The 3149-nt window shown below is 60.1% G+C and carries 2 protein-coding genes and 3 pseudogenes; 3 read left to right on the top strand and 2 right to left on the bottom strand.

Annotated features, from left to right (window positions below; genetic code table 11):
* Together Q2M23_RS43285 and Q2M23_RS43280 are read left to right on the top strand one after the other, a co-directional pair.
* Positions 1-165 (top strand): annotated as a pseudogene (locus Q2M23_RS43285) (IS21 family transposase); the annotation flags it as partial.
* A gap of 11 nt (positions 166-176) precedes the next feature.
* Positions 177-506: pseudogene (locus Q2M23_RS43280) on the top strand (ATP-binding protein); the annotation flags it as partial.
* Positions 507-531: 25 nt separating this feature from the next.
* Here the strand turns inward: Q2M23_RS43280 and Q2M23_RS43275 are convergent.
* Positions 532-2595 carry a recombinase family protein gene (locus tag Q2M23_RS43275; RefSeq protein ID WP_316399468.1) on the bottom strand — a complete coding sequence of 688 codons (2064 nt, stop codon included), beginning with the start codon at positions 2593-2595 and terminating at the stop codon, positions 532-534.
* Positions 2588-2755: a hypothetical protein gene (locus Q2M23_RS43270; RefSeq protein ID WP_316399467.1), complete on the bottom strand. Its 168-nt coding sequence runs from the start codon at positions 2753-2755 to the stop codon at positions 2588-2590. Before Q2M23_RS43270 ends, Q2M23_RS43275 begins: the two co-directional genes overlap by 8 nt.
* A 315-nt stretch (positions 2756-3070) precedes the next feature.
* Here Q2M23_RS43270 and Q2M23_RS43265 point away from each other — a divergent pair.
* A pseudogene (locus tag Q2M23_RS43265) lies at positions 3071-3149 on the top strand (AAA family ATPase); the annotation flags it as partial.

Below are 3149 nucleotides of genomic sequence, written 5' to 3'. Positions count from 1 at the left end.
CTCGATGCTGCCGCCATGCGGGCGATCGACATCGGCGCGCGCACCTACGGCTCGGTCAAATCGATCCTTGCCAACAACCTCGATCGGCGTCCTTCACCCAAGCGCCCCGCGGACAACGCGCCGGTCCTTCATCCCAACATCCGCGGGCCGCGCTACTACAACTAGGAGATCACGCCTTGCTCACGCATCCGACCCTCGATCAACTCCACGCGCTCGGCCTTCATGGCATGGCCAAGGCCTTTGCCGACATCGAAGCCGGCGGCGATGCCGCAAGCCTCGGCCATGCCGAATGGCTCGCGCTGCTGCTCGAACGCGAAGCCTCGCTGCGACGCGACAAGCGGCTATCGAAGCGGCTGCAATACGCCAAGCTGCGCCAGCAGGCTTGCGTCGAGGACATCGACTATCGCACCCCGCGCGGCCTCGACCGCAGCCTCCTGACGATGCTGGTCGAAGGCCAATGGATCGACGACCACGCCAACCTGCTGATCTGCGGGCCCACCGGGCTGGTGGCATGATGCACATCTCGCTATGTCATTGATAATCGAAGCTTCGTTGCCGCGGATCTTGTGATACTGCGCGACCATTGGTCACCGCATGACGGACTTCCTGCCGATTCAGGTCAATCTCCCGGATCACATACGGTGCGCCTACGCAACTCTGTTTGGCCGGCAGGATACCATCCTTGATTAGTCGTACCACCGTCATCTTGCTGAGACCCAAACGGCTTGCAGCCTCGTGCAGGATCAGCTCTCCACGCTCGGCGCGTTCGCCATCTCGGTAGACAGGGATGTTGTGGTCGTTGCGGAAGACGCAAACGCGTTGCTGGGTCCACGTGTTGCCTTTGGCCGTGCGTGTGCCAAGCCGATTAAGAACGGACGCAATGCTCCCGTCCGGCAGCAAACGAGCCAGATCACAGATCAGCTGTTCAGTTGAAGCATCGGTCTTCCACCGATGCTGTCCGGCCCGGTTCTTCACAACTTCGAGCGCGGTGTGGTCGCCCCCCTTCCAGTGCAATTTTAGGTGCAATATTCGTGGCTCGACGGTGACGATGATCTCTTCGAGAACCGCTCTCAATATCCGCTTTCGTGTCGCGGCCGAGGCTGCCGGATGGCTCCACAGGCGCTCCACGTCTGTCCCTAGTCCAAGAATCTCTGCGCGTTCTGCGTCGGTTAGAGTGGGCGGCTGTTTGTCGCGGGCAATGCGAAGATCATCTTCGAGGCGCGCCACTTCCGCAAGCCGTTCATTCCACCGCCGCTCGAGATCTCCAGCGACCAGGCGGTTTTCTGGATCAACCGCATCATATTGTCGGTGTGCGCGAGCCGCTTCATAGCGTGCCTGCTCGAGCGCAAGCTCTATGTGCTGCAGCCGCTCTCGGCCGGCGCGCTCGCGGTCCGCGATTGCTTGCAGAGCAGCGTCAAGGCCGAGAGGCGCAATCACCGATAATACCTCGGCCGACACAGCTGCATCGATTCGCACATTGCCAAACGCAATGCACTTCGTTCGTCTTCCGTGATTAACGCTGGCATCGTTGCAAAGGTAGCGCGCAACACCTCGCAGCCCATTATGCTGCACTTTGAGCTTGCGACCGCAACGTCCACAACGCAACAGGCCGACCAGCAATCCACCGCCATTGCGCACCGATCCCGGCACCATCGCGCCCTTCATGTTAGCGTTCCCGTTGATGGTCCGTTGATTGTTCTCGTAATCCTGCCAGGAGATGTAGCCGTCGTGATGACCACGAATCAGAACTTCCCAGTCTTTCTGCGTTCGCCGTACATTACGGGTGACCAGCTTGCGGCCGGCTTCGATTCGAACCTGCGAGCCGGTCCGACCAAATACGTAGGCGCCAGCATAGATCGGATTGGTCAGCAGCCGGTGAATCGTATTGTAGCGTGGCAGCCGCCACTCCACCATTCGGCCGCGTGGACCATACACGACAATCGGCATCTTGATGCCGTTGTCGCATAACCAAATCGCGACCTGGCGCACGCTGCCAAACTCGGCAAACTTACGGAACGCCAAATGGAGCGCCTCGCGCACCCGCCTGTCCGGATCCAGCTCAAGCCTGTCGTCGCTGCTGCGCACGTAGCCGACGGCCACACTCGTGTGAAGATCGCCACGTACTGCCTTGAGGCGCAGTGCTTCTTGTGAGCGCTGGCGCAAGATCGTTAGTTCCAGTTCGCTGAACGTCCCCTTCATACCTAGCAGCAGTCGGTCATTGGTGAGCTTTGGATCGTAAACGCCGTCCTCATCAATGATCAGGCTGTTCACCAGCGTGCAGAACTCCAGAAGTGTGTGCCAGTCGCGGCCATTACGGGCCAGGCGGGAAGCCTCGACGGCCAGCACAGCGCCGGCGCTTCCGGTGCAGATCGCGGTCAGCAAGCGCTCAAAGCCGGGACGCGCTGTGCCGCCCCCCGAGCGACCAAGGTCATCATCGATGACGATGACGTTTTCCCAGCCAAGCAGCTGTGCGCGAGTTGCGAGCGCGTACTGACGCCGACGGCTCTCAGGATTATTGACGAGTTGGTCCGGGGTCGATTGCCGCACATAGACATAGGCGCTGCGTGATAAATGATCAGACGTTATCTTATTCATTGTCCGCCTCCGTCACCTTTGCGCAGGCGGTGCTGCATTCGTCGAGAAGAAGTTTGAGCAGACTTGTGACTTCCAAACGAATCAGCGGATCGAGCCGCTGGTGCTGGACTGTGCCTGCCGTGACCGCCGCCAGATCGAGCTGTCGCCATTGCTGTTCCATCATCACCTCCAACCGTCCGACTCGTTCCAGATGATGGTGACGACGATACGCGCTGTGCATCAACGAGGCCGCGAAGTGCGCGCAACGAATCCAGGGGAAGCCGAGGGACTTCGACCGTCGGCAGTGCCGCGGCGGAATTCTCTGTCATCCATGCCGGCAGCAAGGTGCGAGAGCCGTCGGGCTGTTCGATCACGAAGTGATGGCGAGCCCCGTGAATGACGCGCCTCAAAGCAATGACGCGCTCACCAGCGCGTGGATGATGTCGATATTGAATGACAACTTCGAACGGATGTTCTTGGGTACTATGTCGCGTGCTCGACCGGGACTGGCAAAACCTGGTTGGCATGTGCCTTCGGACGCCAGGCGGCCAGGCTCGATCATTCCGTCCTTTATT

The sequence above is a fragment of the Bradyrhizobium sp. 33ap4 genome (genome assembly GCF_032654765.1).
Classification (GTDB): domain Bacteria; phylum Pseudomonadota; class Alphaproteobacteria; order Rhizobiales; family Xanthobacteraceae; genus Bradyrhizobium; species Bradyrhizobium australafricanum.
Note: the sequence above shows the minus strand (reverse complement) of the source record. Positions and strands in the feature narration are given on the sequence as shown.